General features: G+C 71.0%; 13 protein-coding genes. 7 read left to right on the top strand and 6 right to left on the bottom strand.

Annotated elements, in window-relative coordinates:
- Nucleotides 1–44 precede the first annotated feature (44 nt).
- On the top strand, nucleotides 45–977 hold the full coding sequence (gene era / locus ACIHEI_RS10850; RefSeq protein ID WP_396606379.1) for a GTPase Era: 933 nt from the start codon (nucleotides 45–47) through the stop codon (nucleotides 975–977).
- Nucleotides 978–1,013: 36 nt separating this feature from the next.
- Nucleotides 1,014–1,727 carry an alpha/beta fold hydrolase gene (locus ACIHEI_RS10845; protein ID WP_387861490.1) on the top strand — a complete coding sequence of 238 codons (714 nt, stop codon included), beginning with the start codon at nucleotides 1,014–1,016 and terminating at the stop codon, nucleotides 1,725–1,727.
- A gap of 19 nt (nucleotides 1,728–1,746) precedes the next feature.
- On the opposite strand, the gene ACIHEI_RS10840 is transcribed toward ACIHEI_RS10845, so the two are convergent.
- Nucleotides 1,747–2,013, bottom strand: coding sequence for a protealysin inhibitor emfourin (locus ACIHEI_RS10840; RefSeq protein WP_387643155.1), 267 nt, complete (start codon nucleotides 2,011–2,013; stop codon nucleotides 1,747–1,749).
- A 338-nt stretch (nucleotides 2,014–2,351) separates the two neighbouring features.
- On the opposite strand from ACIHEI_RS10840, the gene leuA reads away from it, so the two are divergent.
- From leuA to ACIHEI_RS10820, 4 genes are all read left to right on the top strand, one after another.
- On the top strand, nucleotides 2,352–4,136 hold the full coding sequence (gene leuA, locus ACIHEI_RS10835) for a 2-isopropylmalate synthase (RefSeq protein WP_396606378.1): 1,785 nt from the start codon (nucleotides 2,352–2,354) through the stop codon (nucleotides 4,134–4,136).
- Nucleotides 4,137–4,654: 518 nt separating this feature from the next.
- Complete coding sequence (locus ACIHEI_RS10830) at nucleotides 4,655–5,200, top strand: TerB family tellurite resistance protein (RefSeq protein WP_387643157.1); 546 nt, start codon at nucleotides 4,655–4,657, stop codon at nucleotides 5,198–5,200.
- A gap of 219 nt (nucleotides 5,201–5,419) precedes the next feature.
- Complete coding sequence (gene recO / locus ACIHEI_RS10825; RefSeq protein ID WP_387643158.1) at nucleotides 5,420–6,166, top strand: DNA repair protein RecO; 747 nt, start codon at nucleotides 5,420–5,422, stop codon at nucleotides 6,164–6,166.
- 2 nt (nucleotides 6,167–6,168) lie between these two features.
- Complete coding sequence (locus tag ACIHEI_RS10820; RefSeq protein WP_387643159.1) at nucleotides 6,169–7,005, top strand: isoprenyl transferase; 837 nt, start codon at nucleotides 6,169–6,171, stop codon at nucleotides 7,003–7,005.
- 104 nt (nucleotides 7,006–7,109) lie between these two features.
- Here the strand turns inward: ACIHEI_RS10820 and ACIHEI_RS10815 are convergent, their stop codons facing one another.
- The 4 genes from ACIHEI_RS10815 to ACIHEI_RS10800 form a co-directional block, all read right to left on the bottom strand.
- Nucleotides 7,110–7,529: a Fur family transcriptional regulator gene (locus ACIHEI_RS10815; protein ID WP_396606377.1), complete on the bottom strand. Its 420-nt coding sequence runs from the start codon at nucleotides 7,527–7,529 to the stop codon at nucleotides 7,110–7,112.
- Between the two features lie 35 nt (nucleotides 7,530–7,564).
- On the bottom strand, nucleotides 7,565–8,551 hold the full coding sequence (locus ACIHEI_RS10810; RefSeq protein WP_396606428.1) for a metal ABC transporter permease: 987 nt from the start codon (nucleotides 8,549–8,551) through the stop codon (nucleotides 7,565–7,567).
- A complete protein-coding gene (locus ACIHEI_RS10805) occupies nucleotides 8,551–9,378 on the bottom strand; it encodes a metal ABC transporter ATP-binding protein (protein ID WP_387643161.1) in 828 nt (275 codons plus the stop codon). The genes ACIHEI_RS10810 and ACIHEI_RS10805 overlap by 1 nt, the downstream gene beginning before the upstream one ends.
- Nucleotides 9,379–9,503: 125 nt before the next feature.
- Nucleotides 9,504–10,469: a metal ABC transporter substrate-binding protein gene (locus tag ACIHEI_RS10800; RefSeq protein ID WP_392947366.1), complete on the bottom strand. Its 966-nt coding sequence runs from the start codon at nucleotides 10,467–10,469 to the stop codon at nucleotides 9,504–9,506.
- Between the two features lie 320 nt (nucleotides 10,470–10,789).
- Here ACIHEI_RS10800 and ACIHEI_RS10795 point away from each other — a divergent pair, with 320 nt between their 5' ends.
- Nucleotides 10,790–12,172, top strand: a complete 1,383-nt coding sequence (locus tag ACIHEI_RS10795; RefSeq protein WP_380483249.1) for a glycine--tRNA ligase — start codon at nucleotides 10,790–10,792, stop codon at nucleotides 12,170–12,172.
- A gap of 177 nt (nucleotides 12,173–12,349) precedes the next feature.
- On the opposite strand, the gene ACIHEI_RS10790 is transcribed toward ACIHEI_RS10795, so the two are convergent.
- The gene (locus tag ACIHEI_RS10790) at nucleotides 12,350–13,084 is read right to left on the bottom strand and encodes a hypothetical protein (protein WP_387643163.1); all 735 of its coding nucleotides are present in this window, start codon (nucleotides 13,082–13,084) and stop codon (nucleotides 12,350–12,352) included.
- Between the last annotated feature and the right edge of the window lie 142 nt (nucleotides 13,085–13,226).

Below are 13,226 nucleotides of genomic sequence, written 5' to 3'. Positions count from 1 at the left end.
CCCACTGGCCGGGTCGGCCCGGCCGATCGGGGACAATGGGTGCCATGAATGCCCCTTCCTCCCCGTACCGCTCCGGGTTCGCGTGCTTCGTCGGCCGTCCCAACGCGGGCAAGTCGACCCTGACCAACGCCCTGGTCGGGACGAAGGTCGCGATCACCTCCGACCGTCCCCAGACCACCCGGCACACCGTGCGCGGCATCGTGCACCGCCCCGACGCCCAGCTCGTGCTGGTGGACACCCCCGGGCTGCACAAGCCCCGCACGTTGCTCGGCGAGCGCCTCAACGACCTGGTCCGCACCACCTGGGCGGAGGTCGACGTGATCGGCTTCTGCGTGCCCGCCGACCAGAAGCTCGGCCCCGGCGACAAGTTCATCGCCAAGGAACTCGCCGAGATCAAGAAGTCCACCCCGAAGGTGGCACTGGTCACCAAGACCGACCTGGTGGACTCCAAGCGGCTCGCCGAGCAGCTGATCGCCGTCCACCAGCTGGGCGCCGAACTCGGCATCGAGTGGGCCGAGATCATTCCCGTCTCGGCGGTCGGTGACAAGCAGGTGGAGCTGGTCGCGGACCTGCTGACCAAGCTGCTGCCCGAGGGCATGCCGCTCTACCCGGACGGCGACCTCACCGACGAGCCCGAGCAGATCATGGTCGCCGAGCTGATCCGCGAGGCGGCGCTGGAAGGCGTGCGCGACGAACTGCCGCACTCGCTGGCCGTGGTGGTCGAGGAGATGATCCCGCGCGAGGACCGGCCCGCCGACCGTCCGCTGCTGGACATCCACGCCAACGTGTACATCGAGCGGCAGAGCCAGAAGGCCATCGTGATCGGTGCCAAGGGCTCCCGGCTCAAGCACGTCGGCACCACCGCCCGCAAGCAGATCGAGGCGCTGCTCGGCACCCCGGTCTACCTCGACCTGCACGTCAAGGTCGCCAAGGACTGGCAGCGCGACCCCAAGCAGCTGCGTAAGCTCGGCTTCTGACGGAGCATCGAACAGGCGGACAGGGGCGGCCCGGTCGTGAAACTGCACACCCACGAGTGGGGCGGGGGCGACCGGACCGCCCTGCTGATCCACGGCCTCCAGTCCAACCACCACACCTGGCGGGTGATCGGCCCCGCCCTCGCCGAGCGCGGCTACCGGGTGATCGGCGTGGACCTGCGCGGCCACGGCGCCTCACCGGCCGGTGAGGGCGCCACCCCCGCCGACCGGTACGGCCCCGAGCAGTTCGCCGAGGACCTCGTCGACACGCTGCCCTCCGGGGCCGCGCTGGCCATCGGCCACTCGATGGGCGCGCTCGCGCTGTGGCGCGCCCTGGACCGGCTCAAGCCCGACCGGGCCGTCTACAGCGACCCCGCGTTCGTCTACGACCGGCCCGGGATCGGCCCGGAGCCGTTCGTCGACTTCAAGCGCTTCGGCACCCGGAAGTTCATCACCACCATGCACCCCGACTGGGCCGACGAGGACGTGGACGCCGAGCTGGCCGGCCTCGCCGCCTGGGACAGCGACACCGCGATCGGCCTGTGGGCGCACCCCGAACTCTCCGTGCTGCCGGGGCCCCCGGCCGTCCCCTCGCTGGTCCAACTCGCCGACCCGAGCGTCCTGGTGTCGCCCGAGGAGGCTGCCGAGCTGCGCCGCCGCGGCTTCGAGGTGCGCACCGTCCCGGGCGCCGGGCACTGCATCCACCGGGACGACCCGGCCGGGTTCCTGGCCTCGCTGGACGGCTGGATCTGAGCGGCCCGGGCGGTGGCCGTCAGGCGCCTTCGCGGAGCACCAGACTGACCAACTCGCGCTGGGAGTCGGACAGTTTGGGGTCGGCGCAGTGCACGGTGCGGCCGTCGACGGTGATCTCGTAGTGGAAGCCGTCGGGCACGCCGTACGCGGGCGCGCGCAGCCCGCCGGCCATCGCCTCGCGGGCCAGCGCGTGCACGTGCGGGGCGTCCGGGCGCTCCTCGGTGTCCATCTCGGCATACCGGAGCAGGCCGGCGAACCCGCCGGTGCGGGTGACCTGGATACGCATGGATGCCAGTGTGCAGGGCGGCGAACGGGTTTGCCGAGGCTTTCGCCAACTTGCCGCACCCGCCCAGCGGCGGGAGGCCGTCTCACTGGTTGGGATCGTGGCGGGGCTCACTGCGGCCGGGTCGCCGCCCGGGTTACAGTGACGGCATCATGCGTATCCGGCTGCTTCTTCTTAGCTGCCGCGGCGAGGGCCTGTAGTCCAGTGAAGGCCGGCCCCCTCGCCGCGGGGAGTCGTGTTGCGCCCAGCGTGATCCGCGGCGGTGCATCCAGTCGGCCGAGTCGGGTGTGTGTCCCCCGACCGCAGACCGCCTTCGACAAGGGAAGCCGAGAGCCCCAGCCATGACCGAACAGTCCTCCGTCGCCCGCGCGTTCGTCGACCGTCCGACCCCGATCACCGCCGCGACCGTGCAGCAGAAGACCTCGGGGATGCCGTTCCAGCGATACGTACCCTTCGGCACCGTGGACCTGCCGGACCGCACCTGGCCGAGCAAGGTGATCACCCAGGCCCCGCGCTGGCTGTCCACCGACCTGCGCGACGGCAACCAGGCGCTGATCGACCCGATGTCGCCGGCCCGCAAGCGCAAGATGTTCGACCTGCTGGTGCAGCTGGGCTACAAGGAGATCGAGGTCGGCTTCCCGTCCTCCGGCGCCACCGACTTCAACTTCGTCCGCTCGCTGATCGAAGAGAACGCGATCCCCGAGGACGTCACCATCTCGGTGCTGACCCAGGCCCGCGAGGACCTGATCGAGCGGACCGTCGAGTCGCTGAAGGGCGCGCCCCGGGCCACCGTCCACCTGTACAACGCCACCTCGCCGATGTTCCGCCGGGTGGTGTTCAAGGCGGGCAAGGACGAGATCAAGGCCATCGCGACGGACGGCACCCGGCTGGTGATGGAGTACGCCGAGAAGATCCTGGGCGACGAGACCGTCTTCGGTTACGAGTACTCGCCGGAGATCTTCATCGACACCGAGCTGGACTACGCGCTGGAGGTCTGCGAGGCGGTGATGGACGTCTGGCAGCCCGGCGAGGGCCGCGAGATCATCCTGAACCTGCCGACCACCGTCGAGCGGTCCACCCCGAACGTCTACGCCGACAAGATCGAGTGGATGTCGCGCCACCTGTCGCGCCGCGAGTTCGTCTGCGTGTCCGCGCACCCGCACAACGACCGCGGCACCGGCGTCGCCTCCGCCGAACTGGCCATCATGGCCGGCGCCGACCGGGTCGAGGGATGCCTGTTCGGCCAGGGCGAGCGCACCGGCAACCTGGACCTGGTCAACGTCGGGATGAACCTGTTCTCCCAGGGCGTCGACCCGATGATCGACTTCTCCGACATCGACGAGATCCGCCGCACCGCCGAGTACTGCAACCAGATGCCGGTGCCCGAGCGCCACCCCTACGCCGGTGACCTGGTCTTCACCTCCTTCTCCGGCTCGCACCAGGACGCCATCAAGAAGGGCTTCGACGCCCTGGAGGCCGACGCCGCCGCGGCCGGCGTCCCGGTCGGTGACTACACCTGGGGTGTGCCCTACCTGCCGATCGACCCCAAGGACGTCGGCCGCAGCTACGAGGCGGTCATCCGGGTCAACTCGCAGTCCGGCAAGGGCGGCATCGCCTACGTGCTGAAGAACGACCACAAGCTGGACCTGCCGCGCCGGATGCAGATCGAGTTCTCGAAGATCATCCAGGCCAAGACCGACGCCGAGGGCGGCGAGGTCACCCCCGGCGACATCTGGGCGGTCTTCCAGGACGAGTACCTGCCCACCCCCGCCAACCCGTGGGGCCGGATCTCGCTGAGCGGCTCGCGCAGCCTGACCACCGAGGACGGCCGCGACGCGCTGACCACCGAGGCGGTCGTCGACGGCACCCCCGCCACGCTGACCGGCACAGGCAACGGCCCGGTCTCCGCCTTCGTCAACGCGCTGGGCTCGATCGGCATCGACGTACGCGTGCTGGACTACGCCGAGCACGCGCTGAGCGAGGGCGGCGACGCGCAGGCCGCCGCGTACGTCGAGTGCGCCGTGGGCGACAAGGTGCTGTGGGGCGTGGGCATCGACGGCAACACCGTGCTGGCCTCGCTGAAGGCTCTGGTCAGCGCCGTCAACCGGGCCGCGCAGCGCGGCTGACGCGGGACGGCGGGCCGCTCTCCGGCGGCCCGCCCGGCCGGTGCCCGACGTGGCGTTCGGCCGGTGTCCGACGTGCCGATCGAGCGGTGTCCGACGTACCGCTCGGCCGGTGCTCGATGTGGCGTTCGGCCGGTGTCCGACGTGCCGATCGAGCGGTGTCCGACGTACCGCGCGGCCGGTTCCCGACGTACCGTCAAGTAACGTGCGGGGCCATGCCTTTGGCGTGTGTCCCCGGTCACAAATTTTCCCCTCGGCACCCGTTCAGGGTGCTGACACGAGCCGGTAACCGTGGCAACATCGACGGACCGGAACCGGGGTCGGTGGGACGGCCGTGGCGTCCGGTCGCGTGACCTGCCCATTGATGTGCAGGCCGCCTGCCATGTCTGGGGAGTGGCGCCGTGACAGGGTTGTGGGGTGTCCGCCCTCGTTGGCGGACGGACGTTCTCGGTGAATTCTTCTGCCCGGGCTGCGGTGGGGACCGCAACTACCGTCGGCAGCACGGCCGGCGGTGGCTGCGGTTGTTCGGCACCCCGGTCCTGCCGCTCGGCGGCGTGGTCCGCAGCGTCCAGTGCACCTCCTGCCGCGGCCGCCACAGCACCGACACGCTGGAGGAGTTGACCTCGGTCCGGCTCGGCGCGATGCTCCGCGACGCCCAGTACACCATCGCCCTGGCCGCGCTCGCCGCCGGCGGCACCGGCAGCCGCAGCGGACGCGAAGCCGCCTGCACCGTCATCAAGGAAGCCGGCTTCGAGGACTGCGGCGAGGCCCAGGTACTGGCCGCGCTTGCCGCGCTCTCCGGACACAGCGGTGGCGAACCCCTCGACGTGGACGTCGAAGGCGGCGGACTGGCCGTCGAACTGCACGCCGCACTCGAACCGCTCGCCCCGCACCTGCTCGTCCAGGGCCGCGAACGCCTGGTCACCCTCGGCGCGATGGTCGCCCTCGCCGACGGCCGCTACCTCCCGCAGGAGCGCGCCGCGCTCGGTGTGGTGGGCCACTGCCTCGACCTCACCACCGCGCAGGTCGACCGGCTGCTGGAGGCCGCCACCCGCGCCCCGCACTGACGTTTTTCGCCGTTCTTCCCGAGCCGGGCCCGAACTCCCCCTCCCGGGCCCGCCGTGTCCCGCACCGCACGGGTGAAAGCCCCACCGCCCCGGTGCGGGTTCACGGCTGCGCGCCGCCGCCCGCTGCCGTCGTCCGCCGCATTCACCGCTGTTCACCGCTGTTCGCCGCTGTTCGCCGCCGCCGGGCTGTCGGTGGGGTACGGGACAATGGGAACCACCATGAGTCTCTTCCGCGACGACGGCATCGTGCTGCGCACCCAGAAGCTCGGCGAGGCCGATCGGATCATCACCTTCCTGACCCGCCAGCACGGCAAGGTCCGGGCGGTGGCGCGCGGCGTACGCCGGACCAAGTCGAAGTTCGGCGCGCGCCTCGAGCCGTTCTCGCACGTCGACATCCAGTTCTTCAGCCGCGGCAGCGACCTGGTCGGCCGCACCCTGCCGCTGTGCACCCAGGTGGAGACGCTCGCCCCCTACGGCGCCCGGATCGTCGACGACTACACCCGCTACACCGCCGGCACCGCGATGCTGGAGACCGCCGAACGCTTCGCCGAGAACGAGGGCCAACCCGCCGTCCAGCAGTACCTGCTGCTGGTCGGCGGCCTGCGCACACTGGCCGGCGGCACCCACCAGTCGCACCTGGTGCTGGACGCCTTCCTGCTGCGCTCGCTCGCCGTCAACGGCTACGGGGCGAGCTTCACCGACTGCGCCCGCTGCGGACTCCCCGGCCCCAACCGGTTCTTCTCCCTCCAGGCCGGCGGAGTGCTGTGCGGCGACTGCCGGGTACCCGGAAGTGCCGTACCCTCCCCTGAGACACTGGTACTGCTCGGCGCGCTGCTGTCCGGGGACTGGCAGACCGCCGACGCCTGCGAGCCGCGGTACTGGCGCGAGGGCAGCGGGCTGGTGGCCGCCTACCTGCAGTGGCACCTGGAGCGGGGCATCCGCTCGATGAGATACGTGGAGAAGTGAACATGGTCGCGCGACGCCTGTTCGGCAGCAAGCAGCGGACGTACGAAGTCCCGGCCCCGCACCCCAGCGGCGCCAAGCCGCCGAAGATCCCGGCCGAGCTGGTCCCCAACCACGTTGCCTGCGTCATGGACGGCAACGGACGCTGGGCCAAGGAGCGCGGCCTGCCCCGCACCGAGGGCCACAAGGTCGGCGAGGGCGTCGTCCTCGACGTGCTGCGCGGCTGCCTGGAGATCGGCGTCAAGAACCTCTCGCTGTACGCCTTCTCCACCGAGAACTGGAAGCGCTCCCCGGACGAGGTGAAGTTCCTGATGAACTTCAACCGGGACGTGATCCGCCGCCGCCGCGACGAGATGGACGCCATGGGCATCCGGATCCGCTGGGTCGGCCGGATGCCGAAGATGTGGAAGAGCGTCGTCCAGGAACTCCAGGTCGCCCAGGAGCAGACCAAGAACAACGACGCCATGACGCTGTACTTCTGCGTCAACTACGGCGGCCGGGCCGAGATCGCCGACGCCGCCCTCGCCATCGCCCGCGACGTGGCCGCCGGGAAGCTCAACCCGGAGAAGGTCAACGAGAAGCTGTTCGCGAAGTACCTGTACTACCCCGACATGCCGGACGTGGACCTGTTCCTGCGCCCCAGCGGCGAGCAGCGCACCTCCAACTTCCTGGCCTGGCAGTCCGCGTACGCCGAGCTGGTGTTCCAGGACGTGCTCTGGCCCGACTTCGACCGCCGCGACCTGTGGCGCGCCTGCGAGCAGTACGCCCGCCGCGACCGCCGCTTCGGCGGGGCCATCCCCAACGACCCCGCCGGCGGGGCCGAGGTGCCGCCGCAGCGGTGACGCGAGGTTGACGCTGACGCCGAGGCCCGGATCGGACGGTTCCGATCCGGGCCTCGTGCGTGCGGCGGGCCGGGTGGCCCGAAGTGCTGCTGGGGGAGCTGCTGTTACGAGAGTTGCTGCTTCGCGGCGCATTCGCCGCAGGTGCCGAAGATCTCCAGGGTGTGCGCGATGTCGCTGAACCCGTGCTCGGCGGCGACCGAGTTGGCCCAGCGCTCGACCGCCGGACCCTCGACCTCGACGGTCGCCCCGCAGTGCCGGCACACCAGGTGGTGGTGGTGCCCGCTGCTGCACCGGCGGTAGACGGCCTCGCCCTCGGCGGTGCGCAGCACGTCCACCTCACCGGCCTCGGCGAGGGACTGGAGCGTCCGGTAGACGGTGGTCAGACCCACCGAGTCGCCCCGGTGCTTGAGCATGTCGTGCAGTTCCTGCGCGCTGCGGAAATCCTCGACCTCGTCCAGGACCGCTGAGACGGCGGTGCGCTGCCGAGTCGATCGCGCGCGCGGCGACGGGCCTGCGGTGGTCACCGGGGTCCTCCTGCTGATCGGCTGGGTTTCGCACATCATTGTGCCAGCCCCCGACTTGACAGCGTCTCCCCCGACAGCGGGGCCTTCGGCAGCGGGGCTTCCGCCGCGTCGTCCCCGTTCGGGCCCTGGGCGTTCGGGTCCTGGCCGTTCGGGTTTTGGCCGGGCAGGACGACGTCGCAGACCGCCGGGCCGTGTTCGGTGGCGGCCCGGTGGCGGCGCTTGGCCAACGGCGCGGCGATCGCGCTGAACAGGGCGAAGGCCAGGATCGCCAGGATCACGATGGTGGGGCCGGACGGCAGGTCGGCCTGGTACGAGGTACCGACGCCGAGCAGGGCCGTCACCACGCCGACGCTCACCGCGGCGGCCTGGGTGGCCGCGAAGGATCGGGTCAGCTGCTGGGCCGCCGCGACCGGGACCACCATCAGCGCGCTGACCAGCAGCAGGCCGACCACCCGCATGGCGACCGTCACGGTGACCGCGGCCATCACTGCCAGCAGCAGGTTGAGCACCCGCACCGGCAGGCCGGTGACCCGGGCGAACTCCTCGTCCTGGCAGACCGCGAACAGCTGACGGCGCAGACCGGCGGTGACCGCGACGACGACCGCCGCCAGCCCGCCGATCACCGCCAGGTCGCCGGGGGAGACGGTGAGGATCGAGCCCCACAGGTAGCTCTCCAGGCTGCCGGAACCGGCCTGGCTGCTCATCGAGACCAGCAGCTTGCCGCCGGCCATGCCGCCGTAGAACAGCATCGCCAGCGCGATGTCACCGCGCTGGTTGCCGCGCGCGCGGACCAGTTCCATCACGATCGCGCCGAGGACGCAGACCAGCACGGCCATCCAGATCGGGTTGGCCTGGAACAGGAAGCCGAGGCCGACACCGGTCAGCGCGACGTGTCCGATGCCGTCGCCCATCAGCGCCTGGCGCCGCTGCACCAGGTAGATGCCGACCGAGGGGGCGGTGATGCCGACCAGCACGGCGGCCAGGAACGCCCGCTGCATGAAGTCGGGTTGGAACATCTCGATCATGCCAGCAGCCCCTGGGTGGTGCGGTGGTGGTGGTCGTCGGCGTGCGGGTGGACGTGGTCGTGGCCGGGCAGGGCGTGCTGGCCGACGCCGCGGGGCGGCGGCCCGTCGTGCGCGACGCAGCCGTCGCGCAGCACCACGGCCCGGTCGATCAGCGGCTCCAGCGGCCCGAGTTCGTGCAGCACCAGGAGCACCGCGCAGCCGCGCTCCACCTCGCTGCGCAGGATGTCGGCGAGCACCTGCTGGCTGTCCACGTCGACGCCGGCCATCGGCTCGTCCATGATCAGCAGGTCGGGCAGGCCGACCAGGGCGCGGGCGATCAGCACCCGCTGGTGCTGCCCGCCGGACAGGTTGGTCACACCGTCACCGGCCCGGTCCAGCATGCCGACGGAGGTCAGCGCCCGGTCCACCGCGGCGCGGTCCTTGCGGCGGAACGGCAGCAGCCCGTGCTGCGGCAGCCGCCCGGTGGAGACCACCTCGCGCACCGTGGCCGGCACGCCGCCGGCCGCGGTGGTGCGCTGCGGCACGTACCCGATCCGGTGCCAGGCCCGGAACTTGCGCAGCGGCCGCCCGAACAGCTCCAGGCTGCCCTGCTCCAGCGGCACCGACCCGATGACGCTCTTCACGGTGGTGGACTTGCCGGACCCGTTCGCGCCCAGCAGCGCCACCACCTCGCCCGGCCGGACGGTGAGATCGACACCGCGCAGCACCGGCCGTCCACCGACAGTGGCGACCGCGCCCCGGAGGCTGACGACCGCCGGCCCGGAGTCCTCACCGGAGGACGGCCGCAGCCGGTCGGAGTCTGCCGTGGAGATGACAGTACTCATGGTGTTCCTCGCTCGGCTCGTGCCGGTTGGTTCGGGTCGGGTGGGTGGTTCGGGTGGGTGGATCCGGTCGGGTGAGTGGATCCGGTCGGCCTGAGCGGTCGGGCCCGGTGGTCGGGGCGGGCTGATCAGCTCGCCCCGAGGGCGGCCTTCAGGTTGTCGAGGTTCTGCCGCATGACGGAGAAGTAGTCGTTCTCGGCCTGATCCTTGACCCCCTCCAGGGGGTCGAGGACGGCGGTCTTCAGCCCGAGGTCGGAGGCCACGGTGTTGGCCAGCTTGGGACTGACCAGGGCCTCGAAGAACACGGTGGTCGCGCCGTTGTCCTTTGCGGCACGCTGGATCGCGGCCAGCCGGGACGGGGTGGGCTCGGCCTCCGGGTCGACGCCGTTGATCGCCACCTGGTTCAGGCCGTAGTGGTCGGCGAGGTAGCCGAACGCGGCGTGGCTGGTGATGAAGGTCTTGGTCTTGACGTTCTGCAGACCGTCCCGGAACTCCTGGTCCAGGGTGGCCAGTTGGGCGACCAGAGTGTCGGTGTTGCGCTGGTACTCGGCCGCGTTCGCCGGGTCGACCTCGGCGAGTTCGGCGCCGACGCTCTTCGCGACCGCCGCGTACCGGGTCGGGTCCAGCCAGATGTGCGGGTCGCCGGCGGCATCGGTGTGCTCGTGGTCGTGCTCGGCGCCGTGGCCGTCGGGCTCGGTGGTGCCCTCGTCCAGGTGGTGGTCCACCAGGGGGGAGGCGGCGGTGGCGTCCACCACGTGCTTGGGGTGGGTCTGCGCCACCGCCTTGTCCACGGTCGGCTGCAGGCCCTTGAGGTAGATCACCGTGTCGGCCCGCTGCACCGCCGCGACCTGCTTGGCCGTGAGCTCCAGGTCGTGCGGCTCGACGCCGGCGGCGGTCAGGTCGGTGACCTTGACGTGCTCGCCGCCGATCTGCCGGGCCAGGAATTCCATCGGGTAGAAGGACGCCACCACGTTCAGCTTTCCGCCGTCCTTGCCGGCCGCGCTGCTGGTGCCACCGCAGGCGGAGAGTAGGAGTGCGCCGACCGTGGCCGTGGCGGCGAAGGCTATCGAGGTCGACAGGCGGCGAATCTTCATGACAACCATTCTCATCTTATGTGGAAATGATTGTCAACTTGCTTTCGGGGGGATCGGGGTCACACTGCGGCCCCGGCGACCTCCCGCGAGCGGGTGTCGGCAGCCCCGCGCGCCGCTGTCCGCCGGCCGTGCGCCGGGCGTCGGGCCGGGCGCCAACACGCCGGGACGTGTACGGCCGTTCACTCCGGCAGGGCCGCCCGGCCGCCCGTCCTTGCCACTATCGAGTTGAATCCCGCCCCTGCATCCCCGGTACTCTGAGTTTCTTCGGGCGCGCGCAACCAGCCGTGCCCTGACCGCGCCGTCGTACTGAAGAGAGCACTGTGGCCGCCGACAAGATCGACACGATCGTCAGCCTGAGCAAGCGCCGTGGCTTCGTCTACCCCTGCAGCGAGATCTACGGCGGTACTCGCGCCGCCTGGGACTACGGTCCGCTGGGAGTCGAGCTGAAGGAGAACATCAAGCGCCAGTGGTGGCGTGCGATGGTCACCGCTCGGGAGGACGTCGTCGGTATCGACTCCTCGGTGATCCTCGCCCGCGAGGTCTGGGAGGCCTCCGGGCACGTCGCGACCTTCAACGACCCGCTGACCGAGTGCCTCTCCTGCCACAAGCGCTTCCGCGCCGACCACCTGGAAGAGGCCTACGAGGCCAAGCACAAGAAGCTCCCGGCCAACGGCCTCGCCGACATCAACTGCCCGAACTGCGGCAACAAGGGCGCCTTCACGGAGCCCAAGGAGTTCTCGGGCATGCTGAAGACGCACCTCGGTGTCACCGAGGACGCGTCCGGCCTGGCCTACCTCCGCCCGGAGACCGCGCAGGGCATCTTCACCAACTTCCGCGCCGTGCAGACCACTTCGCGCAAGAAGCCGCCGTTCGGCATCGCCCAGGTCGGCAAGAGCTTCCGCAACGAGATCACGCCCGGCAACTTCATCTTCCGCACCCGCGAGTTCGAGCAGATGGAGATGGAGTTCTTCGTCAAGCCCGGCGAGGACGAGACCTGGCACGAGTACTGGCTCGAGCAGCGCTGGAACTGGTACGTGGACCTCGGCCTGCGCACCGAGAACATGCGCTTCTTCGAGCACCCCAAGGAGAAGCTGTCCCACTACGCCAAGCGCACGGTGGACATCGAGTACCGCTTCAACTTCGGTGGCAGCGAGTTCTCCGAGCTCGAGGGCGTCGCCAACCGCACCGACTACGACCTGACGGTGCACAGCGAGGCCTCCGGCCAGGACCTGAAGTACTTCGACCAGGACGCGAACGAGCGGTACTACCCGTACGTCATCGAGCCCGCCGCCGGCCTCAACCGCGCCATGCTGGCCTTCCTGATCGACGCCTACTTCGAGGACGAGGCGCCGAACGCCAAGGGCGTCATGGAGAAGCGCGTCGGCATGCGGCTCGACCCGCGCCTGGCCCCGGTCAAGGTCGCGGTGCTCCCGCTGTCCCGCAACGCCGACCTCTCCCCGAAGGCCCGCGGCCTGGCCGCCGACCTGCGCTCCGCCTGGAACGTCGAGTTCGACGACGCCGGTGCGATCGGCAAGCGCTACCGCCGCCAGGACGAGATCGGCACGCCGTTCTGCGTCACCGTCGACTTCGACACCCTCGAGGACAACGCGGTGACCGTCCGCGAGCGTGACACCATGGCGCAGGAGCGAGTGTCGCTCGACCAGGTGAAGTCCTACCTGGGCGCCCGCCTGATCGGCTGCTGACGCCGCAACACCCGGTGAAGCCCCCTGGCTGAGTCTCACCGGCTGAGCATCAACCCCGGCTCCCGGCCCGCGAATTCGAGTTCGCAGGCCGGGAGCCGCGGTTTTGCGGCGGGTGGTGGTTCTGCTGGCGGCGTTCGGGTTCGGTGTTCGCCTGCGCGCGGCCGGCCCGCAGGGGAGTCAGCGGCGCTGGCGGGACCGGGACCGGGGGCGTGGTGTCAGCTCGGTCGGCAGTCCGCCGGTGCGCAGCGCCGTGAACACGCTGCGGGCCCGGCTCTCCTCCAGGTCGTCGGCGGCGAACAGCAGGGTGTCGTACAGCTCGCTCGACCCCTGGATCGCGGCACCGAACCGGCTGATGTCGCTCGCGGACCGGATCCGTGCCAGTTCGCCGATCAGCTCCGCGGCGGTCTCCTCGCTCAACGCGCCCACGATCGCGGCGACTTCGTTGATCGGCCGCCCGGCGGCCTGCCGCAGCAGGTGGCGTACATCGGCGGTCCGTCCGGCGGCCTTCAAGTGCTGCGCCAGCTCGGCGAGTTCCTCGGCCGGTGCGGAGGCGCGTTCCCACAGCAGGGTCTGGCCGTCGGCCGACTGGCCGGACTGCTCCAGGGCGGCCAGCAGCGCCGGCAGGGCCGCCGAACTCGCCGACCACAGGGTGTGGAAGAGGTCGGCCGCCTCGTTGATCATCCCGTCGCGGCGCAGCACCGCGAGGGTGGCCGCCGCGTGCTCCGGTGCCCCGGTGGAGGCCGAGCGGGCCAGGTAGGTGGAGGAGCCCGCCGGACCGTTCTGCTGCAGCATCGCGGCCAGCCGGGCCACGTCCTCCGGTGTGATCATCACGGCCACCTGGCGCACGATGGCCGCCGACTCGTGTGTCGCGCCCTGCTGGTGCAGCCCGCTGATGCGCTGCACCAGGGCCACCAGCTCCACCGTCGTCCGTGCCCGTATCTGGCCGGGCGCCTGCGTGGCGTCCTCGACACCGTGGGCCTCGCCCCGGTGCGGCGTGGCGGGGCCGCGCCCCGAAGCGGCCGGGCGGAAGCGCTCGCCGTTGGGGCCGCCGACC

Source organism: Kitasatospora sp. NPDC051984 (genome assembly GCF_044593455.1).
In the GTDB taxonomy this organism is placed as follows: domain Bacteria; phylum Actinomycetota; class Actinomycetes; order Streptomycetales; family Streptomycetaceae; genus Kitasatospora.
Note: the sequence above shows the minus strand (reverse complement) of the source record. Positions and strands in the feature narration are given on the sequence as shown.

What these genes read in the sequence shown, in the direction of transcription:
- era (WP_396606379.1), top strand. Translation starts at nt 45, where the DNA reads ATGAATGCCCCTTCCTCCCCGTACCGCTCCGGGTTCGCGTGCTTCGTC.
- recO (WP_387643158.1), top strand. Translation starts at nt 5,420, where the DNA reads ATGAGTCTCTTCCGCGACGACGGCATCGTGCTGCGCACCCAGAAGCTC.
- ACIHEI_RS10805 (WP_387643161.1), bottom strand. Translation starts at nt 9,378, where the DNA reads ATGAGTACTGTCATCTCCACGGCAGACTCCGACCGGCTGCGGCCGTCC.
- ACIHEI_RS10820 (WP_387643159.1), top strand. Translation starts at nt 6,169, where the DNA reads ATGGTCGCGCGACGCCTGTTCGGCAGCAAGCAGCGGACGTACGAAGTC.
- ACIHEI_RS10840 (WP_387643155.1), bottom strand. Translation starts at nt 2,013, where the DNA reads ATGCGTATCCAGGTCACCCGCACCGGCGGGTTCGCCGGCCTGCTCCGG.
- ACIHEI_RS10800 (WP_392947366.1), bottom strand. Translation starts at nt 10,469, where the DNA reads ATGAAGATTCGCCGCCTGTCGACCTCGATAGCCTTCGCCGCCACGGCC.
- leuA (WP_396606378.1), top strand. Translation starts at nt 2,352, where the DNA reads ATGACCGAACAGTCCTCCGTCGCCCGCGCGTTCGTCGACCGTCCGACC.